At 45.2% G+C, this 26,420-nt stretch carries 25 protein-coding genes; 11 read left to right on the top strand and 14 right to left on the bottom strand.

Annotated features, from left to right (window positions below; genetic code table 11):
* Positions 1 to 261 precede the first annotated feature (261 nt).
* Positions 262 to 528: a hypothetical protein gene (locus OPS25_RS00550; RefSeq protein ID WP_265615692.1), complete on the top strand. Its 267-nt coding sequence runs from the start codon at positions 262 to 264 to the stop codon at positions 526 to 528.
* Between the two features lie 366 nt (positions 529 to 894).
* Here OPS25_RS00550 and nspC read toward each other — a convergent pair whose 3' ends face one another.
* The 4 genes from nspC to OPS25_RS00570 all read right to left on the bottom strand — a co-directional run bounded on the left by nspC (position 895) and on the right by OPS25_RS00570 (position 4,855).
* Positions 895 to 2,025 (bottom strand): carboxynorspermidine decarboxylase, encoded by a 1,131-nt coding sequence (gene nspC / locus OPS25_RS00555; protein ID WP_265615693.1) that lies wholly within the window; start codon positions 2,023 to 2,025, stop codon positions 895 to 897.
* Between the two features lie 27 nt (positions 2,026 to 2,052).
* Positions 2,053 to 3,255: a saccharopine dehydrogenase family protein gene (locus OPS25_RS00560; RefSeq protein WP_265615694.1), complete on the bottom strand. Its 1,203-nt coding sequence runs from the start codon at positions 3,253 to 3,255 to the stop codon at positions 2,053 to 2,055.
* A gap of 122 nt (positions 3,256 to 3,377) precedes the next feature.
* Positions 3,378 to 3,779 (bottom strand): hypothetical protein, encoded by a 402-nt coding sequence (locus OPS25_RS00565; protein WP_265615695.1) that lies wholly within the window; start codon positions 3,777 to 3,779, stop codon positions 3,378 to 3,380.
* Between the two features lie 182 nt (positions 3,780 to 3,961).
* Positions 3,962 to 4,855, bottom strand: a complete 894-nt coding sequence (locus OPS25_RS00570) for a 1-aminocyclopropane-1-carboxylate deaminase/D-cysteine desulfhydrase (protein ID WP_265615696.1) — start codon at positions 4,853 to 4,855, stop codon at positions 3,962 to 3,964.
* Positions 4,856 to 4,977: 122 nt separating this feature from the next.
* Here OPS25_RS00570 and OPS25_RS00575 point away from each other — a divergent pair, with 122 nt between their 5' ends.
* Positions 4,978 to 5,517 (top strand): chalcone isomerase family protein, encoded by a 540-nt coding sequence (locus tag OPS25_RS00575; RefSeq protein ID WP_265615697.1) that lies wholly within the window; start codon positions 4,978 to 4,980, stop codon positions 5,515 to 5,517.
* Positions 5,504 to 6,049, top strand: a complete 546-nt coding sequence (locus OPS25_RS00580) for a DUF3833 domain-containing protein (RefSeq protein WP_407080203.1) — start codon at positions 5,504 to 5,506, stop codon at positions 6,047 to 6,049. Before OPS25_RS00575 ends, OPS25_RS00580 begins: the two co-directional genes overlap by 14 nt.
* Here the strand turns inward: OPS25_RS00580 and OPS25_RS00585 are convergent.
* From OPS25_RS00585 to aceK, 3 genes are all read right to left on the bottom strand, one after another.
* Positions 6,046 to 7,386: a sensor histidine kinase gene (locus OPS25_RS00585; protein ID WP_265615699.1), complete on the bottom strand. Its 1,341-nt coding sequence runs from the start codon at positions 7,384 to 7,386 to the stop codon at positions 6,046 to 6,048. The two genes, OPS25_RS00580 and OPS25_RS00585, sit on opposite strands and share 4 nt — an antisense overlap.
* A 50-nt stretch (positions 7,387 to 7,436) precedes the next feature.
* The gene (locus OPS25_RS00590) at positions 7,437 to 8,114 is read right to left on the bottom strand and encodes a response regulator transcription factor (protein WP_265615700.1); all 678 of its coding nucleotides are present in this window, start codon (positions 8,112 to 8,114) and stop codon (positions 7,437 to 7,439) included.
* Between the two features lie 543 nt (positions 8,115 to 8,657).
* The gene (aceK, locus tag OPS25_RS00595; RefSeq protein ID WP_265615701.1) at positions 8,658 to 10,388 is read right to left on the bottom strand and encodes a bifunctional isocitrate dehydrogenase kinase/phosphatase; all 1,731 of its coding nucleotides are present in this window, start codon (positions 10,386 to 10,388) and stop codon (positions 8,658 to 8,660) included.
* A gap of 173 nt (positions 10,389 to 10,561) precedes the next feature.
* Between aceK and OPS25_RS00600 the strand changes: the two genes are divergently transcribed.
* Positions 10,562 to 10,927, top strand: a complete 366-nt coding sequence (locus tag OPS25_RS00600) for a response regulator (RefSeq protein WP_265615702.1) — start codon at positions 10,562 to 10,564, stop codon at positions 10,925 to 10,927.
* A 20-nt stretch (positions 10,928 to 10,947) separates the two neighbouring features.
* Here OPS25_RS00600 and OPS25_RS00605 read toward each other — a convergent pair whose 3' ends face one another.
* Positions 10,948 to 11,628 carry an SDR family oxidoreductase gene (locus OPS25_RS00605; RefSeq protein WP_265615703.1) on the bottom strand — a complete coding sequence of 227 codons (681 nt, stop codon included), beginning with the start codon at positions 11,626 to 11,628 and terminating at the stop codon, positions 10,948 to 10,950.
* Positions 11,629 to 12,008: 380 nt separating this feature from the next.
* Between OPS25_RS00605 and OPS25_RS00610 the strand changes: the two genes are divergently transcribed.
* The 5 genes from OPS25_RS00610 (at position 12,009) to ung (ending at position 19,393) form a co-directional block, all read left to right on the top strand.
* Complete coding sequence (locus tag OPS25_RS00610) at positions 12,009 to 13,628, top strand: S8 family serine peptidase (RefSeq protein ID WP_265615704.1); 1,620 nt, start codon at positions 12,009 to 12,011, stop codon at positions 13,626 to 13,628.
* 303 nt (positions 13,629 to 13,931) lie between these two features.
* A complete protein-coding gene (thrA, locus tag OPS25_RS00615; protein WP_265615705.1) occupies positions 13,932 to 16,397 on the top strand; it encodes a bifunctional aspartate kinase/homoserine dehydrogenase I in 2,466 nt (821 codons plus the stop codon).
* An 18-nt stretch (positions 16,398 to 16,415) separates the two neighbouring features.
* The gene (thrB, locus tag OPS25_RS00620; protein WP_265615706.1) at positions 16,416 to 17,372 is read left to right on the top strand and encodes a homoserine kinase; all 957 of its coding nucleotides are present in this window, start codon (positions 16,416 to 16,418) and stop codon (positions 17,370 to 17,372) included.
* An 81-nt stretch (positions 17,373 to 17,453) separates the two neighbouring features.
* A complete protein-coding gene (gene thrC, locus OPS25_RS00625; RefSeq protein WP_265615707.1) occupies positions 17,454 to 18,740 on the top strand; it encodes a threonine synthase in 1,287 nt (428 codons plus the stop codon).
* Positions 18,737 to 19,393 carry a uracil-DNA glycosylase gene (gene ung, locus OPS25_RS00630; protein ID WP_265615708.1) on the top strand — a complete coding sequence of 219 codons (657 nt, stop codon included), beginning with the start codon at positions 18,737 to 18,739 and terminating at the stop codon, positions 19,391 to 19,393. Before thrC ends, ung begins: the two co-directional genes overlap by 4 nt.
* Positions 19,394 to 19,453: 60 nt before the next feature.
* Here the strand turns inward: ung and OPS25_RS00635 are convergent, their stop codons facing one another.
* The 3 genes from OPS25_RS00635 to tal form a co-directional block, all read right to left on the bottom strand.
* A complete protein-coding gene (locus OPS25_RS00635) occupies positions 19,454 to 19,630 on the bottom strand; it encodes a DUF3545 family protein (RefSeq protein ID WP_169209826.1) in 177 nt (58 codons plus the stop codon).
* A 207-nt stretch (positions 19,631 to 19,837) separates the two neighbouring features.
* On the bottom strand, positions 19,838 to 21,487 hold the full coding sequence (gene pgi, locus OPS25_RS00640; RefSeq protein WP_265615709.1) for a glucose-6-phosphate isomerase: 1,650 nt from the start codon (positions 21,485 to 21,487) through the stop codon (positions 19,838 to 19,840).
* A gap of 21 nt (positions 21,488 to 21,508) precedes the next feature.
* Complete coding sequence (gene tal, locus OPS25_RS00645; protein ID WP_265615710.1) at positions 21,509 to 22,468, bottom strand: transaldolase; 960 nt, start codon at positions 22,466 to 22,468, stop codon at positions 21,509 to 21,511.
* A gap of 252 nt (positions 22,469 to 22,720) precedes the next feature.
* On the opposite strand from tal, the gene yaaA reads away from it, so the two are divergent.
* Complete coding sequence (yaaA, locus tag OPS25_RS00650) at positions 22,721 to 23,494, top strand: peroxide stress protein YaaA (protein ID WP_265615711.1); 774 nt, start codon at positions 22,721 to 22,723, stop codon at positions 23,492 to 23,494.
* 60 nt (positions 23,495 to 23,554) lie between these two features.
* Entirely contained in the window at positions 23,555 to 24,184 is a 630-nt protein-coding gene (locus tag OPS25_RS00655) for a glutathione S-transferase family protein (RefSeq protein ID WP_265615712.1), read from the top strand.
* Between the two features lie 386 nt (positions 24,185 to 24,570).
* Here the strand turns inward: OPS25_RS00655 and OPS25_RS00660 are convergent, their stop codons facing one another.
* Genes OPS25_RS00660 through proC form a run of 3 tightly spaced genes read right to left on the bottom strand, consistent with a single transcriptional unit; the run spans position 24,571 to position 26,418 of the window.
* Positions 24,571 to 25,023, bottom strand: a complete 453-nt coding sequence (locus OPS25_RS00660) for a DUF4426 domain-containing protein (RefSeq protein WP_265615713.1) — start codon at positions 25,021 to 25,023, stop codon at positions 24,571 to 24,573.
* A 7-nt stretch (positions 25,024 to 25,030) separates the two neighbouring features.
* Positions 25,031 to 25,573 carry a YggT family protein gene (locus OPS25_RS00665; RefSeq protein WP_265615714.1) on the bottom strand — a complete coding sequence of 181 codons (543 nt, stop codon included), beginning with the start codon at positions 25,571 to 25,573 and terminating at the stop codon, positions 25,031 to 25,033.
* A gap of 23 nt (positions 25,574 to 25,596) precedes the next feature.
* Positions 25,597 to 26,418, bottom strand: coding sequence for a pyrroline-5-carboxylate reductase (gene proC, locus OPS25_RS00670; protein ID WP_265615715.1), 822 nt, complete (start codon positions 26,416 to 26,418; stop codon positions 25,597 to 25,599).
* Positions 26,419 to 26,420: the final 2 nt, after the last annotated feature.

Genomic DNA, 26,420 nt, shown 5'->3' on the forward strand with positions numbered 1-26,420 from the left:
CTCACTCAGGGTGTGAATTTTTACACTTTTAACAAACCAATTTTGTGAAGATTTAGTGCACCCAAATCGCGCATAATTGGTGCTGCTTAAAAGTGTAAGAGCCGCGCTCACAGGGAGATGGCGGCGGATATCTATTCTGCGTTACATTGGCTTGAGAGGCTCCAGCATCCTTCACTGTTCGCCAAAGCGCCTTGACTAGATACCTGCCTCTATCTCTAAGCTGATAAATCATCAATACGGTTTGGGATGAAAGGAGGTAACATGACAGTATCAACACTAAGAATTGAGATTCAAGAGGGCCGTTGGACCGTGGATGTGTTTTCGCAGGGCCAGGATAGCGGCCAATATGAGCTGATTTATCCGCATCGGGAAACAAATGTCGAGTTAAAAGAAAATACAATGTATGGCTTTAATTACAGCATTTCCGCCCCAAAAGGTACGCGGTATGCCATTTATCTTGACGACAAACGCTTAGTGGAAGGCGAAGTAGATGAGTCGCAGGTCGCGCGTGGCAATAGCGTGATTTAGACTAATGCAGTAACTTTGGCGTCATTATGGCGTAACCTTTCCTTGCAGGAACGCTGTTACGCTTCTAACAATCTGAAGCTGGTATCTCATCGATACAAAGATGTAACGCTAACGATTCGTAGATGCGTTTCCATTGGTTCAAAGATGTCAGCCTCTCGATTCGACGATACGACGCCATCGATGCGAAGATGCCACGCCACCCATTCAAAGATGTCACACCATCTGTTCGAAAATGCCACCCCATTTCTGCAGAGGCGTCACCCCATCGAAGGATGGGGTCTTATATAACCGAAAATTTGAGCTACCCTATGGAATTAACTGGGAAGCCACGAGCCCAGAGAAGGCGTGGTGCTGGCATTTTACCAATCAGGATAGTCTTGATTTAAAATCCTCATAGCTGAATCGCCGTACCACATCTAAAGCACCGTCCCTGCGTAAAATGGCAATAGCAGGATGTTCAACCCCATTGAAGAAGGTGGTTTTGACCATGGTGTAATGCATCATGTCTTCAAACTGCAGCCGATCCCCAATATTAAGGGGGGCATCGAAAGAATATTTGTCAATCACATCCCCAGCAAGACAGGAGTTCCCGCCTAGTTTGTAGGTAAAAGCTTTGACACCCTCTTCCGCACTATCAAGTATCGTAGGGCGATAGGGCATTTCAAGTACATCGGGCATATGGGCTGTGGCTGAAATATCCAGAATAGCGATAGGGCCTTCGTTATCAACAATATCAACGACCTCAGCAATTAATGGACCGGTCTCCCACGCAACGGCTGACCCTGGTTCAAGAATAATGTCCAGATGCGGATAACGCGCTTTGAAATTGCTAAGGGTAGTGATTAAATGATCAACCTCATAACCTTTTTTGGTCATAAGATGGCCGCCGCCTAAATTCAACCATTTTAATTGCGGTAACCACTTGGCAAAACGTTGTTCAATGGCACTGAGCGTGCGTTCAGTGGCGAAAGAGTCGCACTCACATAAATTGTGACAGTGAAACCCTTCGATTCCAGTCAGATCCACTTTTTGCAGTTCACTGGCACGAATACCCAAGCGGGAACCGGGCGCCGCCGGATCATATAAAGGTGTATTTGCTTCCTGATGTTCAGGATTGATGCGCAAACCGGTGGAGATCCCATTTACATCATCTTTGTAGCGCTGCCACTGGGCAAGGCTATTGAAAGAGATGTGGTTGACCAGATTTTTCAGTTCCGCAATATCCGTGGGTTTATAGGCCGGTGCATAGGCATGCACTTCTTTTCCCATTTCACTTGCCAATTTGGCTTCCCACACCGAGCTCGCGGTAGCACCGTGCAGGTAAGGCTTGATGATGTCAAAACTGGACCACATGGAGAAGCCTTTTAGTGCCAATATGATGCGTGCCCCGGATTCATCCTGAACACGTTTCATAAGCTCCAGATTGCGGACAAGTTTTTCTTCCTCCAAGACATAACAAGGCGAAGGGATGTCTGCACGTTTTGTTAAATCGGTCAACCGAGTTACTCCACTTTTACTTTTTGATTACTTAGCGAAAGGGCTTTTGTCGCACTCTAATACATGCCATGGCAAGCCATGTTCGTTTAGCATTTCCATAAACGGATCAGGATCGAATTGCTCCATGTTCCACACCCCAGATTCTTTCCACGTACCATTTAACATCAACGCTGCACCAATCATAGCAGGCACACCTGTGGTGTAAGATACGGCCTGTGCGCCCACCTCTTCATTACATTTAGCATGATCGCAATTATTGTAAATAAAGATGGTCTTTTCTTTACCGTCTTTTACACCCGTTATATAGGTTCCGATACATGTCATGCCGGTGTAACCTTCGGCGAGCGAACCAGGATTAGGTAACACCGCTTTTAAGAACTCTAGCGGGACAATTTTTTGCCCTTGAAATTCGACTGGCTCGATGCTGGTCATTCCGATACCTTCAAGTACCCGCAAATGGTTTAAGTAGGCATCACCGAATGTCATCCAGAATCGCGCGCGTTTTAATGTTGGAAAATGTTTAACTAATGACTCGAGTTCTTCGTGAAACATCAGATAGGAGGCGCGTACCCCGATATTTTGATAATCCAGATCTTCGCGTACGCTTAATGGGTCAGTTTCTTTCCATTCACCATTTTCCCAGAAGCGACCACGTTGGGTAATTTCGCGAATATTGATTTCGGGGTTGAAGTTTGTCGCAAAAGCTTGTCCGTGATCACCGCCATTACAGTCGACGATATCAAGATAATGAATTTCATCAAAATAGTGCTTAGCCGCATAAGCGGTGTAGACATTGGTCACGCCTGGGTCAAACCCACTACCTAACAATGCCATGATCCCCGCATCTTTAAATTTGTCTTGGTAAGCCCACTGCCAGGAATATTCAAACTTTGCTACATCTTTAGGTTCGTAATTCGCGGTGTCGAGGTAGTCGGTTTTGGTTGCCAGGCACGCATCCATTATAGGCAAATCCTGATACGGCAACGCAAGATTGATGACCAGATCAGGCTTCACTTCATTTATAAGATTTTCTACTTCGCTGGCATTGTCAGCGTCAACAGCATAAACGGCCTTAACGCGATCAGCGCCTACTTCTTTTTGTAACGCTTCACATTTGGAGACTGTACGGCTTGCTAGATAAATCTCATCAAAGTGTTGTGGCAAACGCGCACATTTTTTAACAGTCACTGCGGCTACACCGCCAGCACCAATAATTAATACTCGAGACATAGTTGTCGTTCCTCGGGCTTGTAGATTTAGCGCTGAATGCTAGCAGACAATACAAATTTGGCAAACTAAGTTAGATTGTTTGTTTAAAGAAAGCGCGAAAATGTGCTTAAGAATAAGCTAACTCACCCATGAATGGGGGGAGACAAAACGATTCTGTGGCCGATTCTGAAAAAGGGGTATAACAGCATCGTTTCTTCATCATCAGGGGGAGATGCATTAATCGCTATAGCATCAATTTTTTTGTTGGTCTGCGTTTGCACGGTGACGGCGTATACTAATACGCTATAGCTATCAGTATGTGTGGTGGTGTCGATTATTCGCCATTGTAATTGTTCAATCAATTGCCGTTCGCTTTCGACCTGGACACTTTCATCAGAAAACAAACAACCTACGCGCCCCGCTTCATAAACTGCGGCAAACGGATAGAGCACTTTTGTATGCGGTAATATCATCTCGCACAAGCGTAGACTGCGACCCACTAGAATTTGCAAAGGCCTGGGTAAGTCGTCAGGACAATGGATCAAGATTGCGGCCCTCCTTAAAATGGATCTGACTGAAGGGAGCGGCAGGCAATAGATGCACCTATTGAAACGGTGGAGCGATTATCAAACAAAGCCTGGTTCACATGTCGGATACGTTATATTGCTAAAGTTTGAACGACCTATGTCAAAATACAGATCACAAAAAAATGTAAAGTGGTTAGTTATTAATTTGTCTCATCAGTCTTAATTTTTCTTGCTCCCTGTAAGCCCCCAGTATGGATGAGTAAAATTTTTGCTCCTTTTTGAAAATAACAGTTCTCTATCAACGTTTTAGCAGCATAAAACAACTTGCCGGTGTAAACAGGTTCAGTTGCAATACCATGATTTTGGAACAAGGCTTGGCAGAATTGTACTAATTCCGGTGAATGTTTGGCGTAACCACCTTGGTGGAATTTATGCTCAATACGCCAGTTTGTATGCGGTTTAGTCAAGAGAGATTCAACTTCTGTTTCCAAATAGTTTTCGCCTTTCAGCACAGCGATGCCGATAGCATGTTGAGCGGCATTTAGCTTAGGGATGAGCCCGGCAAGGGTAGCACCTGAACCTACCGGTAAAAGTATGTAGTCGGGTTGGAAAGTAAGCTCATCGATTATTTCACCTACGCCTTTTAGTGCACTTGGTTGCTTGCCGCCCTCCGGAATGATTACTGCATTAGGATAACGCATGCGGATTTGTTTAAGGTACGCTGGGGTTTCACGTTGTCGGTATTCCAATTTGTTAACGTAAACAAGCTCACAGTTCCATGCCAATAAATCCATAAGCATGGGAGTGGGTGAGGCAGAATAGTCACCTCTGACTATAGCTGTGAAAGGAATAGCAAGCTGTTGGCAAGCATAACCCAGAGCGTGTAAATGATTTGAGTAGCCACCGCCGAAACTGACAGTACGACTCATCCCATCAGGAAGTTCGCTCAAGGCGTACTTAAGCTTTCGCCATTTATTGCCGGAAATTACGGGATGAATCAAATCGTCCCGTTTAACGTATATATCCACATCGTCTGCGTATTTCCAATCTGGCGTAAACCGCTCGCAAGGGGACGGTAGGGTAATATCAAGCATTTATTCACTCAGTATAATTGACGTTCAGGATCGTAAATCCAGCTGCGCGGTTAAGCATATATACCTATCCTATTGTAAGGCATGCAATGAGCCATTGAATATTCTCATATAGGGGGCCCGCAATGAAAATAGTTAATTTGTGTTTTATTACCCTGATGTTATGCATCACGTCTCTTGCTGCCACTGAAACACGACAAAGATTAGAAAAGGCACTTACTTACGTTCCACAGGCTAAATTAGTGGGTGAGGGCAGAATGCGTTATTTGTTCTGGGATATTTATGACGCATCTCTTTATTCCGTGGAGGGGCGTTTTCGGAGTGACAAGCCTTTCGCATTATCCTTGTCTTACCATAGAGATATAGCGGGAGTGGAAATCGCACAACGTTCAATCAAGGAAATCAAACAGCAAGCCCTGTGCGCCTCTACCCACTTATCTCGTTGGGAAAAAATGATGTCTGATATTTTCCCTGCAGTGAGCGAAGGTGACGTGCTCACGGGAGTTCGCGACAGTCAGGGAAACGCGCGATTCTTCTATAATGGGCGCGAGATTGGGGTGATAAACGAACCTGACTTTACTCAGTGTTTTTTTGCCATATGGCTGGATGAAAAAACGTCAGAGCCCAAATTGAGACAACGGTTACTAGGAAATGCTAATGGTTAATAAACTACGCTATTTGTTGCTTGTTCTAACAATTTTCATAGGCGGATGCAGCACGTCTATCGAAGGGGAGCATTATGTAACGATGACACCCCAGCTGGATCTGTTTAGGTTTTTTGATTCACAGATTAAAGGATGGGGCATTGTCCAAGATCGTTCAGGCAATGTAATTCAGCGGTTTATCGTAGATATCAAGGGCAGTGTTAAACAAAACGAGTTAGTCCTGCATGAAACTTTCTCCTACCAGTTAGGCGAAGGACCCACTACTCGCACGTGGAGAATTGAACGTGGCCAGAATGGCGAATATATTGGCCGGGCCAACGATATAACGGCCCCTGCAAGGGGAACGTCATTCGGCAACGCGTTCAACTTCGAGTATAAGATGGACCTGCCTGTTGGAGATGACATCTACAAGGTAGCATTTGATGACTGGTTTTTCGCCATGGATGAACAAACAATAATGAATCGTTCCTATATTAAAAAGTTTGGTCTGGTGATGGCGGAAGTGACCATATTTATGCAGCAGGTAGACTAAAATTTATTTGAGTTTGGCCTCGGTAGGGTAATGGTGACACCAAGCCCGGAGCGCTGCATGTTTGGGTTATCAACAAACCATAAATCGCCGTCATGCAATTTTGCCACCGCACGCACCAGTGATAAGCCTAAACCGTTCCCTGCTGATGTTCTGCTTTCTTCCGCCCGATAGAAACGTCTCTCCAAGTGGGTGAATTGAGCGCTGGCTACCCCTGGCCCGGAATCGTTTATACTAATGGCCACACAGTGGGTGTACTCTTTCACTATAATAGTGATAGTGGACTCAGTACCTGCATATTTAATGCAATTATCGATGATATTGGCGATAGCTTGGAAAATGAGATCCCTATCGCCAATAATACTGACTGGCGATATATCCATCTCAATCGTCATTTTTTTCTGGTCGGCCACAGGTTGATATAACGAAACAACATCATCCACTATCACGTCTAAATAAATGCGTTGAAATGCTCTACGCTGGCGCTGGGTTTCTATGTCGCCAATACGTAAAAGACCGTTGAACATAGAGAGTAAAATATCGGTTTCACGGAGGCTTTTTTTGCGTAGTTCCGCTTCAGGAATTTTCTCCAGAGTGGTTCGCAAGCGGGACAGAGGAGTACGCAGATCGTGGGCGATATTGTCGGTAACTGATTTGATATTGGTGACCGACTCTTCGATTTTCGCTAACATGCGGTTAAATACGATGGCGAGACGGCTCAAGTCGTCCCAGTGGCTATCCACATACAGACGTCGCTTCAAGTTACCTGTTTTTATAATATTATCCGCGGTCAACGCCATTCTGTTTATGCGATTGACTACGTACCAGGCTACAAAGTAACTTAATACCACAATAATTAATAAGCAACCGACAAATACCCAGCTGAAATAACTTCCCATCCACTGCGCTGAGTAAATGTGTTGAACATCTCTGGCAAGAAATAAAATGCGGTCATCACTAAATTGTCGGATTGAAACTAAAAACTGTTTAGAACGGGGGTTATAGTTTTCGCTGTATTCGTCGGTTACTAACTGATTCAACCTTTCTGATACCTGAAAAATATCGCGTTGTTCTTTTACCTCAGGCCATTTCGCTATGTTACCCGCCAGAGGATTATAATCGCCATCGAATAAACCAATTAGAGAGCGATTCTTCATTACACTCACTTTGATCGCCACGGCTTCATCAAGGGCATCTTGTCCGCCAAATCGATAAATTGAGCCGAAGGTAAACTGTTCATTTTCCAACGCAGAATAGGCCTCCTTTAAGAAGACCTCGTCGTTGGCAAGCGTCCAAAAATACAGTATGAAGATGACTGCCGCTATGGAAAGGGCAGTCATAATTGCGCCTATCCTGAAGCTGGAACTTCGGGTGAAGGCACTGATCGCACTCACGTAATCGCGTCCGATATCCTGTAGCCAGTTCCACGAACTGTTTCAATCAGAGGAACGTTAAACGCCTTGTCTACCTTCTGGCGTAATCGACTAATATGCACGTCAATTACATTGGTTTGCGGATCAAAATGATAATTCCACACATGTTCTAATAACATGCTGCGCGTGACCACGTGCCCGCGATTGCGAAGCAGACATTCAAGAAGTTGAAACTCCTTTGCCTGTAACTCAATTTCCTGATCACCTCTGGTAACCCGCCGGTGAACAAGATCAAGGGTTAAGTCCCCCACCTGTAACGTGGTCGAGTCATGTTGGTCATTACGGCCGGCCAATCCTTCCGCTCGCGCCAGTAACTCTTCAAACGCAAAAGGTTTGGTAAGGTAATCACTGGCACCCGCCCGTAAGCCTTGTACTCTGTCCTCAACCTGGTTTTTGGCACTGAGTACCAGAACAGGGGTATTGTTACCTTGACCCCGGATAATATTAAGAATGTCCATGCCGTCTATAACGGGTAACATCACATCAAGAATAATCAGGTCATAATCGTTAACCTGAGCTTCATGTAAGCCTGCGTCACCGGAATGTCTAACTTCGCAGCGGTGACCGGCTTCTTCGAATCCATGCTGGATATGTTCAGCGACGGTTTGGTCGTCTTCAATGAGCAGCGTTTTCATTAAACGATAGTCCTTTGGGAAAAAAAGCTTCAGCTGTTGCTTCCTTTATTACTGCCTAATGCCCCCCACCCGATCACTTAACTATTAAAAAGGTTTAATTTTTTTCTGGTGTGGATCATTCCGCCACAGTGGTTATCTTTCCAGCAACGTCGGGTGAGGCCTGATAATAGATTTTCCAATCGGCAATGCAGGTGGATGACATACTAGCTGATAATGTATGTGCGCGGCTCCTGACTAGAAGATCAGACCGCCATTGCTTAAAACATTGTTTTGATTATTTCACGCTGGCGAGGGTATTTATCATCGTACCGCAGGACGCTTTTCGTCTCACACTGGAACGGTTACCAAAACAATGCCTATCGAGGTGCATTTCATACGAAGATGGGAGCAAGGAAATGAGCCTTGGCGGTAAGCGAAGTCACCCGTTCTTGCCAAGTATATGAGTTGTCCCACAGACTCCCAGCTATGTTATTCCATTAAGTTTTTTAGAAGGGGCAGCAGCTATCACTTTATAGGTCATGATAAGCCAATGTTGTATAAGGGTTAGACCGAGGTGTCACTACCTTCTCGAGGAAAACGCATGGCTTCGTTATACGGGGTGAAATTTTGCACGTCGCCTCTGGCCGTAACGGCCTGGATCTGTTTCCAGTAAGCAGGGGACATCAAGTCGCCATGTAACTTTTTTAACAGCCTTTTCAAGTGCATCTTGCCCACTATAAAATGCTCAAATTGTTCAGGGAATACATCATTTGGTGCTACTGATAAGGTGTCCATTGCGAACGGATCATCCGATTTGGGTAACTCTCGAAAATTCCGCTCGCTCATTAAACAAATTTCATCATAATCATAAAATATGACGCGACCATGACGCGTAATGCCAAAATTTTTGTGCAACATATCACCAGGAAAGATGTTTGCCTTTGCTATTTGTTTAATACATAGACCTAACTCATTTAATGCATGCTCAATCTTTTCCGGTGCCGTTTCCTCATCCAGATAAATATTCAACGGTGTCATTTTGCGTTCGATATATAAATGGCGAATAACCAGTTCGTCTTCAGTAACCAGAATGCTGGAAGAACACGTTTGCCGTAGCTCCTCAAATAACGCTGGTGAGACCCGTGAGAGCGGAATACGAAAATTCATATATTCGTGGGTATCGGCCATCCTTCCCACCCGGTCCGACATTTTAACCAGCCGATAACAGTCTTTGACGTGATCTCGTGTAATTTTCTTACTTTCAGGGAATTCATCTTTTATGATTTTAAATACGACGCCATAAGAGGGCAGATGAAATACCATCATTACCAGCCCACGTATACCCGGGGCGGCCTCAAACTCATCATTTGAATGAGAGAGATGGTCAAGAAAGTTGCGGTAAAAGTCAGTTTTTCCATGCTTAAAATGGCCTAACGCCATATACAGTTCAAAAGATTTTTTGTTTGGCAGTAATTCATGTAAAAAGGCCACGACCTCTGCCGGATTCTGTGTGTCAGCCATAAAATAACTACGGGCGAAACCAAAAATTACACTTAAATCTTTGCGATCGGTCAATAAGGCATCCACAAAGAGCTGCTGCTTCTCATTCGTCTGCAATGCTAAAACAAAAGGGAGGGTTTCATCAGGCATACAGATTCGACCTATCAGATAAGCCGCTTTACCACGGTAAAAGACGGGCTTGAGTAATTCTACGGTATGCACCCTGGCTAACTGTTTTCGATCTAACCGTTTTCTTAATGCTTTCTCCAGCTGCAGTTTGTCACGGGGGAGATCTTCAAAGGGAATGTTGAAACGATAAACGGTGAAGATGGTGTCATACATTTTCGCCACCGTGGTGGTCGTATCAAAGCTGTTCACCACATGATGCCGGTCTTTACCTGCCAGAAAACATTGGCTTGGATAAATATACATAAACCTGTCATCAATCTTTTGGTGCCGAAAAATACGTCCAATCACCGAATTATAAAAGGTTTCTGCCAGTTCAAATTGAGGGTGTCCCGCTAACAAACGGCTAAACCTCATCTTCATCTCGTGCCAGAAATGGTCGTTCTTTTGGTGCACGGTAACCTGATGGTATATTTCGGCAACCGCATCAGAAACACTTAAATCATAAAGAGTTATCCGCTCTTTCGAGGCATCGAGAGATTGTTTCCACAGTCCCTTTTCGAAACGTTCCTGTGCACCTCGAGTTATACGTGAAAACCAACGATAATTTTTGTCAAAGTGATGAATAATCTGATAGGCAACTTGTTTAGTAGATACCGCTGTAGACATGAATAATTCCCTGATCCTTAGTTTTTAGCCTATCACAGGATGAAGGCGCTGCCACTGTAGAAAATCGTTGCAATCATGCTCGATTGAGGTAATTTACTATTTTTATAAAAACAATAATATATGCAAGATAAATGAATCATTTTATCTGCTCGGTAGGGTAAACAGGAAGTAATGTGAGTTTTAAAGTATTAATTTGCGATGATTCATCACTAGCAAGGAAGCTGGCTAAACGGAGTTTACCAGAAGGCTTCGCGGCTGAAATTCACCAGGCAAGTAACGGCGTAGAAGCGATCTCTGTGATAGACAAGCATGCTATAGAAGTTTTATTACTGGATCTCACCATGCCAGTACTGGACGGAGTTGGGGTACTCGAAGAGATACGTCGTCGGGCGTTAGATGTTTTCGTCGTCGTCGTATCAGGCGATATCCAACCACAAATGCGCGAACGTGTGATGCGGCTCGGCGCGTTAGATTTTATCCCCAAACCTATTAAATCAGGTGAGCTACACACTACCCTTCATCGTTTTGGATTGTACTAGCTTAACGTGGTAGTGTGGCTTTAATTGGTTGGCATGAGATAAATTTCTCTCACGCTATTGCGATGCGGAGCTTCCACTGCATAAGTAACGGCATCGGCCACATCCTCAGGTTGTAACTTATCTTCCTTGGGCTCATCAAAAAACGGCGTGTTAACCATACCAGGACATATTGTGGTGCAGCGCCCACCCCATTCTTTCATCTCTTCAGCGAGATTTCGCCCAAAACCATACGCGAACCATTTACTGGCGCCATATATCGACCCTTTAATGGTGGCTCTTCCTGCCGCCGAACTGGTTAAAATGAAATGACCTTTCGTTTTTCTCAGGTAGGGGAGGCTGTATTTGGCAGTATACAGTAACGCATTAATGTTGATATCTAACATAGACCGCCATTCGTCAATATCACCTTTTTCGGTTCCCGGGGAAGAAACACCCTTGCCGGCGTTCGCAAATACACAATCCAGCTGCCCGAATTCTGTTGCTGCTTCATTGATAACTTTTTCGATCGCATTGGCGTCTGTCGCATCAGCAGGATATACACGACAATTTTCGCTGCCTAACTGCTTCTGTAATTGGTGTAATTTATCTTTGCTGCGTGCAGTAAGCGCTACTTTATGGCCAGCAGCGACAAGCTTTTTCGCTGTTGCTGCGCCAATACCGCTAGATGCGCCGGTAATTAATACGATTTTTGCCGTCATCACTTATCTCCTGCCCAATCATTATGTTTGTGTTCTTAGAAAAGGACCAGATAGATCATCTGGTGAGGCATGGTAAGGTTTGAATAACCCATAGTTCTTAGCCTTGAGCCAAACGAATTACAGAGATACAAGCGAATTAGAGTTAGTGAAATTGTGGAAAGATTAAAATAACTTAATGGTAAAACCTGCCCTTAACCATCCAGAAACAGACTCATTTGGCGATATAATGAATATCCGTCACCGAGCAACCGCTCATGTATTTTGCAGGAAGCACATCATCGTAGGGTTTATGCAGTTTTAAACTCATCCCCTTTTTTTGCCTCAATAATTGATATTTGATAATTGAAAATTGATGCAGTGGTAATATCAGTAATGGGATAAATATGTTCAATAAATTTCAATCAATTACTTTACTCTCCGTTAGTCTGCTTAGTGCGTCAATAACAACGGCAGCCCATGCGTCAAACAATCCGGCAGATAATCATTCGGATCTTAGCGTGCTTTTGCAGGATTCGTTAAATGGTGTATTAGCTGCAGAAGCAGAGCAACGTTATATCATCGAATTCTTAGATAATACCGAGGAAACACTTCTTCCAACAGGCTCCTCGCGTAAAACGAAAAAATTTAACGAAGCAGCAGCCAGGTCAGCAGTAGCTGAGGTTAAAGGCAAAGCGCTAAAAGTGATTCACAAACATAATATTGTAGTGGCCAAGCTTACTCAGAAAGCAATGAAAGCGTTACTAAAACAAGGTGATATCAAACGCATTTCTATCGACCACAAACGCGAGCTAATGGCACAATCAACGCCATACGGCTATAAGATGGTGGAAGCAGACCGATTAGTACAAAGCGATACGTCTGCCGGTAAAGTCTGTGTCATTGATACAGGAATTAATCGCGGTCATAGCGATCTCCCTGATACAAACAGTGGATTAACCGGTAATAGCAACAATACACAGGTGGGGAACTGGTATAACGATGGGCACGGTCATGGAACCCACGTTGCGGGTACCATAAGTGCGCTTGATAATAACATCGGTGTGGTGGGAGTCTATCCTGGGGTATCTTTGCATGTTGTCAAAATCTTTAATGACCAAGGGGCCTGGACCTACGCATCTGACCTTATCGACGCGGTAGAGCAGTGTAAACAGGCAGGTGCCAACGTCGTTAACATGAGTCTTGGGGGCAGCTATTCTTCGGCTGCAGAGCGTGATGCTATGCAGTCCTTTAACAACGACGGGATGTTGTTGGTCGCTGCGGCAGGTAATGCAGGCACAAGTGCAAAATCCTATCCCGCTTCTTATGATGCGGTTATCTCTGTAGCTGCAGTGAAAGCGGACGGGAACCGCGCCAGTTACTCACAATACAATAATAAGGTAGAGCTGGCCGCGCCTGGCACGTCAGTGCTCTCCACCTATCCGGTTGACCGATATGCGACAATGAGTGGCACATCAATGGCAACACCACATGTTTCAGGTGCTGCTGCCTTGTTGTGGAGTTTTTATCCACAGTGTTCCAACGCAGAAATTCGTCAGGCGCTGACGGTGACTGCGGCAGATAAAGGTAGCACTGGCCGGGATAACTACTACGGTTATGGCATTGTAAAAACAAAGCGGGCGTATGACTATCTGGCCTATCAGAGTTGTGCTGCGAATAATTCATCAGAACCGGAACCGGAACCGGAACCTGATGAGCCGACCTCTGGTGTGACAGAACTGGTGGAAAATCTGTCTTTAAACAAACGCGGTTGGATTTGGAAAACTTGGACAATCCCCGCCAATACGCAAAAAATTATTTTTCGTACTGAAGGGGGAAGCGGCGATGCTGATCTTTATGTGCGTTTTAACAAAGCGCCAACGTTAAGCAATTACGATTGCCGCTCGGTTAATGGTGGTAATGTTGAGGAGTGCATAATCAATGCACCGGCGACTGGAAAATGGGTTGTCGGATTGAGAAGCCATAGTTCATTCAATGGAGTCACATTGACCTACACAAATCAATAAATCGTATCGTTGATACTCCGTTTACCACTCCCTCTAACCGGAGGGAATGGATTAGTTTCCGTATGAAAAGATGATAGTGAGCTCATACCAAGTAAAAAATGATCACCTTCTTAGTTGACATATAGACGTCTATACGGCAAATTGACCCTATGAAAACAATAATTCGCACCACCGGCATGATGATTACCACCTTATTTAGGGCGGTGGCTGGTTAGTGCATGTATTCAAAATTAACCGAAAACCCGCCCCAAGAGGAGCGGGTTTTTTTTTAGTTGCCATAGATTCATGGGAAAGGAGTAACAAATGAAAGTGTTAAAGTTTGGTGGCTCGTCTTTAGCCGATGCGCAGAAATATTTACGCGTCATGTCTATCAGTATGGCAACTCATCAAACCGATGGTGCAGCGGTGGTATTATCCGCTCCAAAAGGGGTCACGAACGCGCTGGCATCTTTGTGTGAGCAAGCTGCTAAAGGGGAAGATTTTCACGAACTATTGACCCTGCTAAATGAGACGGTAAATGGGATCGCGAAAGAACTCAGCGAAACGCTGGAAGCATTTGATTACGAGAAAGTAGATCAATTCATCGCCACCCAGCTAACCCAGCTTTCCCAGCAGTTGGAAGGCATTAAGCTGTTAAAATGTATACCGGATCCCGTTGCAGCCAGTATCCTTTCAATTGGTGAATATATCAGCGTTACGCTTTTCACTGCCATGCTTGACGCTTCAAACGTTGGCAATCAGTTGCTTGATCCCAAAGAGTTAATTCTGGCAGAAGGAGATTATTTAGATAGCATCGCCGACGTCGCGTTAAGTAAAGCCCGTTTCTCGCATATTCCAATAGATGGTAGCAAACTGTTGGTCATGCCTGGATTCGTGGCCGCTAACGAGGAGGGCGAAAAAGTGACCTTGGGCAGGAATGGCTCAGACTATTCGGCAGCGGTATTAGCTGCGTGCATTGACGCAAAATGTTGTGAAATCTGGACAGATGTAGACGGTGTTTATAATGCCGATCCCAATCAGGTTGAAGGGGCTGTGCTGCTAGATAAACTCACTTATCAAGAAGCGATGGAGCTCTCTTACTTTGGGGCGAAAGTGTTACATCCCAAAACGATAGGTCCCATCGCCCAGCACCATATTCCCTGTCTTATTCGCAATACGCTCAACCCCGAAGCGCCGGGAACCTTGATTTCGAATGAAGCCAGTGAAGTATGGACATCGGTAAAAGGTATATCCCAGCTCGATAATGTAGCCATGTTCAATGTGGCGGGGCCAGGCTTAAAAGGCATGGTAGGCATGGCAAGCCGAGTATTTGAAGTGATGTCTAACGCAAATATCTCCATCAGTCTTATCACCCAGTCCAGCTCTGAGTACAGTATTAGCTTTTGTATTCAATCAAAAGATGCCGCTAAAGCGCAAAATTTATTAGAAGATGCATTCGTACTGGAATTACAAAACCAGTTGTTAGAACCAATCGAAGTGCGACGGGATTTGGCGATCGTAACGCTGGTGGGAGACGGGATGAAACAGACCAAAGGGCTGGCGGCGCGTTTTTTCAATGCTCTGGCGCAAGCACGTGTGAATAATATTGCCATTGCTCAGGGCTCCTCTGAGCGTTCAATTTCTACCGTCATTGAAGGAAGTAAAGCAAAGAAAGCGGTGCGGGTGGTACACCAGAATTTTTTTTCCAAAGGCCATAGCATTGATGTTTTTCTCATCGGCTGTGGCAATGTAGGTAAAGAGTTATTAGATCAGATTGCCCGTCAACAGCCAGCGTTAGCCAAACGCAATATCAAACTTAAAGTTTATGGCATTGCCAATAGTAAAAAGCTCTTGTTAGATAGTAATGGCATTAATATCACCAATGATTGGGTTGGCAAGCTAAAACAGGCAACTGAGACGTTGAGCATTGAGGTTTTGCGTAATTTCGTTAATAACAATAGTTTGGTGAATCCGGTGATAGTAGATTGCACAAGTAATGCGGCGGTCGCTTCCCAGTATGTGGCTATGATGGAAAAGGGTTTTCATGTGGTCACCCCGAATAAGAAAGCCAACACCGACACACTGGCTTACTATCGTCAGCTAAGAGAAACCGCACTTAATACCAGCAGACAATATTTATATGAAACAACAGTAGGCGCCGGGTTACCAGTAATCGATAATTTGCAAAAATTATTCAGTGCCGGCGATACCTTACATCGCTTCGAAGGCATATTATCAGGTAGCTTGTCGTACGTGTTTGGCAAACTGGAAGAAGGCATGACCCTTTCTGAAGCGACGCGGCTGGCAAAAGAAAATGGATACACCGAACCTGATCCCCGGGATGATCTTAGCGGTATGGATGTTGCGCGAAAATTACTGATCATGGCGCGCGAAGCCGATCTCGAATTGGAACTCTCTGATATCGAAATAGAATCTGTGTTACCGCATGGCTTCGGTGAAAATCTATCTGTTGATGAGTTTATGCAATCATTAAGCGATTTAGACGATGCATTTTCGGACCGAGTTACTCGTGCGACCAGTGAACAAAAAGTTTTGCGATACATTGGAAGTATAGAAGGAAAAAGGTGTAAGGTAAGCATTCAAGCTGTACCTGCCACCCATCCTTTAGCTGCAGTAAAAGACGGCGAGAACGCATTGGCCATCAGTAGCGACTACTATCAACCCATTCCTTACGTAATACGCGGGTATGGCGCAGGTGGAACCGTGACCGCAGCAGGTGTATTTGCGGATATTTTACGTACAATGCCGTGGAAGCAGTCAGTTCATTGAATTTTTTGTAGAGGTTAAATGAAAAAAGTTACGGCATACGCGCCCGCCTCAATAGGCAATGTTAGTTTGGGGTTCGATATATTGGGTGCGGCACTAGCCCCAGTGGATGGCAGCAAGACTGGCGATGAAGTAGAAATCGAAACTTCTTGCGGACCAGAGTTATTTGATTTTGCTGTGGACGGTAAATTTGCCGACAAATTACCCTCTAGTCACCGCGAGAATATAGTCTTTCAGTGTTATCAGCGTTTTACCCATGCATTAGGGAATGTCGATAATGCCAATATCCCTGTTCGCATCACGCTGCGAAAGAATTTACCCATTGGTAGCGGGTTGGGCTCCAGTGCCAGCTCCATAGTGGCAGCACTAACCGGGCTGAACGCCTATTTTGACTCGCCCTTTTCTGACAATCAGCTACTTCAGATGATGGGGGAAATGGAAGGGCAAATCAGCGGTAGCATCCATTATGACAATGTCGCCCCAAGCTTTCTGGGCGGAATTACATTGATGACCGGATTGGACGACAAAATCGCGGTAACGCTTCCAGTCATATCAGACTGGTATTGGGTGATCTGCTACTCGGGTATAAAGGTCTCCACCGCAGAAGCGCGAAAGATTTTGCCTCCTTCATATTCATTATCAGATACTTTAACCTTTGGCCGACAACTAGCGATTTTTGTGCAGGCGCTGCACGCCCAGGATGCAAAGATGGCCAGCGCAGTCATGCATGATGTCATCGCTGAGCCCCACAGAAAGCGGCTACTCCCTGCATTTGACGCAGTAAGGCTGAAAAGTATTGCGGCAGGAGCCAGTGCCTTTGGTATATCGGGTTCTGGACCTACGGTTTTCGCCGTCTGTGAAAGTTTGGAAATTGCCCAGCAGGTTGAAACACTGCTTACGCAGCAGTATATCCAAACTGACCACGGCTTTACTAAAATCTGCAAAATTGATGAACAGGGTGCAACGATAAACGGTTAAAAATAAAAAAAGAAAGGGTTATAGCTTTTAACCACACTGTTAACCGTGGCATACAAACTAAAAGTATTCAGAGGCTGTGAAGTGAAATTAGCAAATTTAAAAGACGCAACAGATAACGTAACATTTGCCCAAGCAGTAAAGCGCGGGCTGGGAAAAAATCAAGGGTTGTATTTTCCTACCGAAATTCCAGCTCTGCAAAATATTGAAAACGTGCTGGCAATGCCTTTTGTTGAGCGAAGCACGTTCATTCTCTCCACTTTGTTGGGCGATGAGATGGCCGATGAGGTCCGCAATATTGTTCAGCAAGCCTTTACCTTTGACGCTCCGGTGGTGCAAATTAGCGATAAGATATCAGTATTAGAGTTGTTTCACGGTCCAACCCTCGCGTTCAAGGATTTTGGCGGCCGCTTTATGGCACAGTGCTTGGCCCGCTTAACCAACCATGAACCGGTGACTATTCTAACCGCAACGTCAGGAGATACTGGCGCAGCGGTGGCCCACGCTTTTCATGGACTGGACAATATTAATGTCGTCATTTTGTTTCCCAAAGGAAAAATCAGCCCTTTACAGGAAAAATTATTCACTACCCTGGGAGATAATATTCATACTATTGCCATTGAAGGCGATTTTGATGCCTGTCAAACGTTAGTAAAACAAGCATTCGACGATCCCGATATTCGCGAAGGATTGCATTTGAATTCAGCTAACTCTATCAACATTAGCCGCTTGTTAGCCCAAGTATGTTACTACTTCGAAGCGCTTAGCCAAATTCCTGTGCAGCAACGGGAAGAATTGGTGGTAGCCGTGCCCAGTGGTAATTTTGGTAATCTTACCGCAGGCATGATAGCAAAGGCTATGGGGCTTCCCGTTAAACGTTTTATTGCCGCCACCAATTCAAACGATACGGTTCCCCGGTATCTAAAAGAGGGGAAATGGGACCCCAAACCCACCGTTGCCACTATGTCCAACGCGATGGATGTGAGCCAACCTAATAACTGGCCTCGCATTGAAGCGCTAATAGAGCAAGGCTACCTGGATAAATCCGTTTTACGCGGAGAAAGTGTCGATGAAGATTACACACAAATTGCGATTCGCCAACTTGCCCAGCAAGGCTATACCAGTGAACCCCACGCCGCGGTGGCTTATCGAGCGCTCAGCCATGATTTAGATGAAAATGAAACAGGTCTGTTTTTAGCAACCGCTCATCCGGCAAAATTCCGTGAAACCGTAGAAAATGTTTTAGGTCAGCCAATCAGCTTGCCGCAGGCTCTTTCTGAGGTAGCGAGTAAAGACAGTCTGGCGGAGACCTTGCCAAACGAATATCAGATCCTCAAACAGCATATGATAGCGTTGCTTAAACCGTCATGAACTGGCAAGAAGCGTTAGCACAGGAAAAACAACAAACTTATTTCAAGCAGATTATCGAGGCTGTCGACGCCGAACGACAGGCCGGTAAAACCATTTTCCCTCCCGCTGCCGAGGTGTTCGATGCCTTGACACTTACCCCGCTAGAAAAGGTGAAAGTGGTTATTCTGGGGCAAGACCCGTATCACGGTCCCGGGCAGGCCCATGGATTAAGCTTTTCGGTGCGAGATGGCATAGCATTACCTCCATCGCTGAGGAATATATTCAAAGAATTACAAGCGGATATACCTGATTTCTCAGTTCCCTTAAGTGGAAATTTGACAGCATGGGCGCAGCAAGGGGTGTTGTTACTCAACACGGTCCTTACGGTAGAGCAGGGTATGGCGCATAGTCACGCGAAACTGGGATGGCAACAATTCACCGACAAAGTCATTCAAGTGCTCAATACACATACGAGCAATACGGTGTTTATGCTGTGGGGCAGCTATGCCCAAAAGAAGGGCGAACGTATCGACCCTGTCCGACACTTAGTACTGCGCGCACCGCACCCGTCACCATTGTCAGCTCATCGCGGCTTCTTGGGATGCAAGCATTTCAGCCAAGCGAACGCTTATCTTAGAAGCCACGGTAAAGAGCCAGTAAAATGGCAGTTGTAACGTTTTAGCTCCCTGAAAAAACAAACGGCTATCACAGGGTGATAGCCGTTTGTTTAAATCTTATCTTTCCAGGGCTTCAAGCTCGTATTCGAATTCACAATCGTATTCGGCAAGCTCTTTCTCGAGTCTGAATCTATCTTGAAGTGCTTCTATTTCTCGCCACTTCCTTTTTTTGCTTTTTGTTTTAGCAGGACTGGTTTCGATATCTAGTAATGCAAATAGATCTGACTTATCCACATGGGTCTCCTTCATTTATACCACTTACCACAAGTGTCAGAGTGAGTAGATATATCCCTCTGCGCAAATTTGTACCACAGCTACGTAAAAAATAAAACATAAATATTTACTTTTTATTAACATGCAGTGACAGTTTAATGAAGGTGAATAAGTGAAGGCGGGTTTCGGCCAGTCGAGCTGGCCGATTTGGCATTTTAGTCGTCTGCCCTATTCTGGTGCGTTTGCGTGTTTGAATCGGGCAATCAGTTGTTGTGTTGAAGCATCAAAGTCTGCATCGTCTTGGTCTCCATGAATGCCCGCGAGCACTCGATCACCCAATACTTTGCCAAGTTCTACACCCCACTGATCGAACGAGTTAAGCTGCCACACCACACCTTGCACAAACACCTTATGTTCATACATAGCAATCAGTGCGCCAAGGGTATGGGGGGTCAACGAATCAAACAATATGGTGTTACTGGGCTTATTTCCTGGCATGGTTTTGTGACGCGCCAGACGCTCACGTTCGTCCTCTTCAAGGCCTTTATCAGCGAGGTCGGCAAAACATTCTTCAAAGGTTTTGCCTTGCATCAATGCTTGCGATTGACCGAAACAATTTGACGCCAACATAGCGTGGTGAGTGTCGTCTTGATTTGGCACATTAAGGGGCAATATAAAATCGGCCGGAATTATACCCTGTCCTTGATGAATAAGTTGATGAAAGCTGTGCTGACCGTTGGTCCCTTCACTTCCCCAAATGATGGGGCCGGTTGGATAGGCAACATTTTCGCCCGATTGGGTAACCGATTTGCCATTACTTTCCATATCCAACTGCTGAACATAAGCAGGCAGCCCCCGTAAATAGTGATAATAGGGAAGCAGCACATGCGATTGGGCACCAAAAAAATTGCGATACCACACGCCCAACATCGCTAAGATAACGGGGAGGTTACGTTCACTCGGGGCGGTAGCAAAATGCCGGTCCATGTCGTGTGCACCTTCGAGCAGTTGCTTGAAATTAGCAAAGCCAAGTGCCAGCGCAATTGGCAATCCGATGGCTGACCACAATGAATAGCGTCCGCCCACCCAATCCCACATTGGGAAAATATTGTCTTTTGCAATGCCAAAACTTACCGCAGCTGTGACATTGGATGACACGGCCACGAAGTGTTTGGCTACATCTTCCTGAGCACCCCCCTGGGCTAAAAACCATGCTTTGGCTGACTGGGTGTTTTGCAGTGTCTCTTGCGTAGTAAAAGACTTAGATGACATCACAATCAGGGTTTCAGTATGATCTAACTCACTGAGTACATCGTGAATATGGCAACCATCTACGTTAGCCACAAAATGTACCTTGACCGCGCTATGACGAAAGGGCTTTAAGGCTTCGGTCATAATTTTAGGCCCTAAGAAAGAGCCACCGATACCTATACTCACTACATGTTTTATGGGTTTCCCGGTGTAACCGGTGTGCGCACCACTGTGCACCGCCTCAGTGAACGACTCCATTTTTTGTAGTGTCGCTTTCACTTCAGGCATAACGTCTTTGCCATCAACCAGAACAGGCGTATCAGAAACATTGCGCAGGGCAGTATGCAATACCGCCCTGTTTTCTGTTGTGTTAATCGCTTCACCGGCAAACATTTTTTGCCGTTTGTCACTTAGTCCTTGCGCCTCTGCAAGTGAAAACAGGGTTTGCATCACTTCATCGGTCACGCGGTTTTTAGAAAAATCTAAATATAAGCCACAACTTTCAACCTGCATGCGTGCAGCACGATCTTCATCCTCGGCAAACCAATCCCGCATGTGTTGTTGATCGATAGTTGAGGCCAGCTCTTGAAGGTGTTGCCACTGGGGCAAAGCAGTTAACTCAGTCATATTTCTTCCCAGTGTGCGTGACTAAATTCCAAGCTTCTGTTTGAGCATAGTTTCCAGCTTAACCTGATCCGCAGCGAAGTTACGGATACCTTCGGCAAGCTTTTCTGTGGCCATGGCATCTTCATTCATTTCCCAGCGAAACGCGCTTTCGGAAAGCTTTTCGCCCGGTACCTCTGTAGCGCCATTATCATTTAGCACGGCTTTTAGTTCACCAGGCTGATTGGCTAGTTCCTCAAGTAATTGCGGGCTAATGGTTAAACGATCGCAACCTGCCAAGGCTTGAATTTCACCGATATTTCTAAAACTCGCGCCCATTACCACTGTCTTGTAGCCGTTCGCTTTGTAAAAATCGTAAATTTTAGAGACCGATACGACACCTGGATCTTCATTTGGTGCATACTCTTTTTTGTCAGTATTTTGTTTATACCAATCCAGAATGCGGCCAACGAATGGCGAAATAAGAAATACACCCGCTTCAGCACACGCACGTGCCTGGGCAAAACTGAACAGTAAGGTCAGATTACAATTGATACCCTTTTGTTCAAGTACTTCGGCAGCCCGAATACCTTCCCACGTGGACGCGACTTTAATAAGAATGCGTGATGTATCAATGCCTTCGTCGCTGTATAACTGAACTAAGCGCTCTGCTTTGCTGATAGTAGCTTGGGTATCGAAAGACAAACGTGCATCGACCTCTGTTGAAATGCGCCCTGGAATGAGCGCGGAGATTTCTTTACCTATCATTACTGCAAGTTTATCGGCGGCATCGGTGAGTTGCTGATCGTTGTCTTTGGACTGTAGCTTGGCCCAGGCAACCGCATCGTCAATTAAACCGCTGTACTGAGGTAATGACGCGGCTTTTAAAAGAAGCGACGGGTTTGTGGTGGCGTCAACAGGGGTATATTTTTTAATGGCTTCAATGTCACCCGTGTCGGCAACAACAGTGGTTATTTCACGTAACGATGCTAGCTGATTGCTCATTCTTTCTCTCTGATAATGTTAAATGATACCTGCTGACTCACGTCAGCAATCAAATGAAATCCTGATGTATTTTCACCAATAAGTAAGGTATTACAGGGTAGGTTGTCTGACGGATTGCGTCAGCATAAACATTTGTTCTTTATAGCAGAGATAGCGCTATTTTTATACCCTTAAGCCGCACCATGTTATGATTACGCCTAATGATACGACTTGTTCAAAAATAAACATATTCAAACCCTTTCAGGAGAGTAGATGTTAGTTGTTGTTTCACCAGCGAAAAATTTAGATTATGAGACGAATGTTCCGGTTACCCAATTCAGCCAGCCTGAGATGATGGAACAAACACAGAAACTGGTGGAAATTAGCCGGCAATTATCACCCGCAGAGTTAGCTTCGTTAATGAGCATTAGCGATAAGTTGGCGACCTTAAATGCCAATCGTTTTGCCGAATTTACTTTGCCTTTTACAGCAAATAATGCGCGCCAGGCAATATTCGCGTTTAATGGGGACGTGTACACCGGTTTAGACGCCTACTCCCTGGACAAGCCAACGCTTGAGTATGCACAAGGTCACCTACGCATCCTCTCCGGGCTGTATGGGTTACTCAAACCTTTGGACTTAATGCAGCCATACAGGCTGGAAATGGGAACTAAGCTGACCAACCCCGTTGGCAAGGATTTGTATGCCTATTGGGGCGACACTATTACGCACAAGCTAAATGATGCATTGCAAGCACAAGGTGACAACATCCTGATAAATCTTGCCTCGAATGAATATTTTCGAGCGGTAAAAAAGGCAAAAGTAGAAGGCATGATCATCACGCCTGTCTTCAAAGACATGAAGAACGGACAATATAAAACCATCAGCTTTTTTGCCAAAAAAGCGCGCGGCATGATGGCGCGTTTTGTCTTACAAAATCAGATCAGCGACGTAGACGAGCTAAAATCTTTTGCCGATCAGGGCTATGCTTATAGTGAAGCGCAAAGTAGTTCGACTGAGCTGGTGTTCTTGCGTGATGAGCAGTAAACGTACCTGACACCGTGTCACCTTTCGATAGGATGGGTACCTTAACCAGAGGGAGAGGATATGTATACGCTTTACGGTTATCCCAAAACGCGCTCCATGCGTGTAGCATGGGCGTTAGAAGAAATGAATATTCCGTATGAGTATCAGCTAGTTGATTTGAAAAAAGGAGCCCACCTTAGTGATGATTTCGCTGCACTTTCACCGACCGCTAAGGTTCCTCTGTTAAAAACCCCTGAGGGGTTATTGTCCGAGTCAGCCGCGATTGTCACCTATTTGGCTGATAAGCATGGTGCTGGAAAATTTATTCCACAACCCGCTTCTTTCGCCCGTGGACATTTTGCGCAGATGCTGTGCTTTTTAATCACGGAACTAGAACAGCCATTATGGAATAAGGCTAAACATACTTTTATTTTGCCGGAACAATACCGTCTTAAGGGAATGGCTGACAGTGCAAAGTACGAGTTTGAAAAAGCCCTTAAAGCATTTTGCAGTCTTCTGGAAAATAATGAATACGTCGCCGGCGAAGAGTTTACGGTAGCCGATATCATTGCAGGACACATTCTAGCCTGGGCTAAAAGTGAAGGGATGGATTTAACCTTCGACCATGTTCGCAATTACGCCGATAGGGTATTGCAACGCCCCGCCTACAGGCATGCCTGGGAAAGGGAAAATACGTATTTGGCAGGGTAAGCGGGGATACTCCATCCCCCAGATATTTGCTGCAGGATTGGCATTTCCCGGTCTGACTGTGCGAAGTAACCTTAATGAATAAATATGCTCGCAGCGCGCGGATACGCTATGTACTCAAATGGAGAAATGTAGGCGTAATTGCGATATAGGAACACGTTGTCACATGGCAGGGGCCCCTTAGCCGATACGAAGGATTATTTGAACAGAATATTCTCACTTTCAATGCCTCAGATAAAAAATGACAAGGGTAAGACCGAGAGGACTGAAGAGAAAAACCGCGTTAGAAGGGGGAAACTACGACCGGGTTATTGCACGTTATCCAACCCGGTCGCTGTTTAAATCAGGTATATCCAATCTTGATACCTGTATGCGTTTAAAACTGGTTCTTAATCCAGATAAATTTTTTGCTGAAACTTTAGTTGCTTGCGGTTGTTGCCAATCTGAATATCAATGTTGAAACGATAGATTTCAGCATCATCTACCGGTAAGGTAGCAAGATAATAGATGGCGTCGCCTTCTTTCACTTTCTTAAATTTTAATTCCTTTGCGGTACCAAGCAAGTTGGTAGCTTTGCCGGATAGCGCGACATCAAGCGCTTTTTTGCTCGTTTTATCTAATACGGCCACGTTGACCAAGGCGTTGTAGCGACTGCGCACCAAACCATAGTTTCGCGCTACTTCAGGCGTGAAAAAGGTGCTGTTTACTACCATGTAATGCACTTCATAATCGCCCAGTATTTGCTTCTGTTCTGCGAATGCATTTCCTCCAGGGGTCAGCAACGCTAACGCTAAAATACAAACTGTGAGAGGGGTAACGGCATAGTGAAAATAGGTTTTCATGGAGGTCTCAATATAAACCAAAGGTGTCTTGAATCAACAATTGCAAAAATTGCAATGCAATTATAGCCACCAGTACTGACAAGTCTAATCCGCCTATGGGAGGGATGACTTTTCTGATAGGGGCCAGAAACGGCTCGGTCAGCTGGTGCAGTACATACTCGATGGGATTCTGTCCTTGCGAGAACCAACTTAGAATGGCGCGAATAATTAACACCCAGAACATCAGCGACAAGGCTTCTTTAATCACATCAAAGAAGGCATACACAATAAAACCAACCACATGGATGGTGCCGGTGCCAAACACAAACGAGAGCGTGGCCACTTTTATAAAAGATACGAGTAACGCTAACACAAATGTTGCCGTATCAAAGCGCCCGATTGAAGGGACCACCCGTCGCAATGGTCCTACAATTGGATGCGTCGCTTTAACCACAAACTGACTGAGTGGGTTATAAAAGTCAGCGCGTACTAACTGCAGCCATAACCGTAAGATGACCACCATTAAATACAGATTAAATAATGTACTGATGAGAAATACTGAAGCGTTCATTTCAAAAAACTTCCTGAAAATTATTAAAGTTGTTTAGCCATTTCGTCAGCACGGGCAACCGCTGCCTGCATTGCCTTGGATACTATTTTTTCTAAGCCTTGATCTATCAGTGTATTCACCGCTGCCGCAGTAGTGCCACCTTTAGAGGTGACTTGCGCACGCAGCTCACTTAATTCAAGCTCGGGATTCTGACATACCATTTCTGCGGCACCCAACATTGCCTGTTGAACCATTAGACGGGCATCGTCCTTATCGAAGCCCAATTGCATAGCCTCTTCCTGCATGGCTTGTAAAAATAAGAAGAAATAGGCAGGGCTGCTGCCTGCAGCGGCAATAACCCCATTAATTTCCTCTTCGTTATCCACCCAGATGGTTTCGCCTACGCTGCCCATTACGTCGTCCACATAATGTCTATCCGCTTCACTTACATTGCTATCAGCGAACATGCCCGACATGCCTTTGCCGAGTAAACTTGGGGTGTTTGGCATGATACGTACAACAGGGTGAGCTCCGCCCAGCATTTCCTGTAGACGCGCCACGGTTAAACCGGCTGCGATGGACAAAAACAGCTTGCCTTCGAGATTGTTATTCTGTTGAAGAGCCGCGCACATATCACCCATGATTTGTGGTTTTACCGCTAATACAATGGCATCGGCAAACTGGCAGGCATCATCATTAGACTGAGTGATTTTTATGCCGAAATCGTGTTCAAGTTTCTCTAATTTAGGCATGCTTGGATTGCTTGCCAGAATGTGATCGGCAGGATAACCAGAGTGAATTAAACCACTGATAATGCTGCGAGTCATATTACCTGCACCGATAAATGCCAATTTTTTGTGTTGCATGA

This window comes from Alteromonas aquimaris, assembly GCF_026183695.1.
GTDB classification, from domain to species: Bacteria; Pseudomonadota; Gammaproteobacteria; order Enterobacterales; family Alteromonadaceae; genus Alteromonas; species Alteromonas aquimaris.